The 382-nt window shown below is 41.1% G+C and carries 1 protein-coding gene; it reads left to right on the forward strand.

What is annotated here, in order from left to right; all coding sequences use genetic code 11:
• Window positions 1-96 precede the first annotated feature (96 nt).
• On the forward strand, window positions 97-382 hold a 286-nt coding region (locus tag HC175_RS20265), incomplete at its 3' end, for a ribosomal RNA small subunit methyltransferase A (RefSeq protein WP_317172377.1).

A 382-nucleotide genomic window follows, 5' to 3' on the forward strand; every position in this document is an offset into this window, starting at 1 on the left:
CTTCAGGAGCGAGCTGGAAGTAATTTCTGAGCAATAAAACCACCTTACATGAAGAAAAGTTTCAAAAAGAAAGGTGGCAATCACCAAAGATCTGCTATGTCTCAATCTGCGGAAGGAGATGTAAAAGCCAAAAAACATCTTGGACAACATTTTCTTACAGATGAAAGTGTGGCCGAAAAAATTGCAGAAACCCTTAGCTATAACGGCTATGAAAAGCTCCTGGAAATTGGTCCGGGGATGGGAGTACTCACTAAATATCTTCTCAAGAAGGACCTGGATATCCACGTGATCGAGATCGATCGGGAGAGTGTGTCTTATTTGCAGGAACATTATCCTGCACTGCAGGGAAAGATCCATGAAAAGGACTTTTTAAAATATGATG

This window comes from Salinimicrobium oceani, assembly GCF_012037645.1.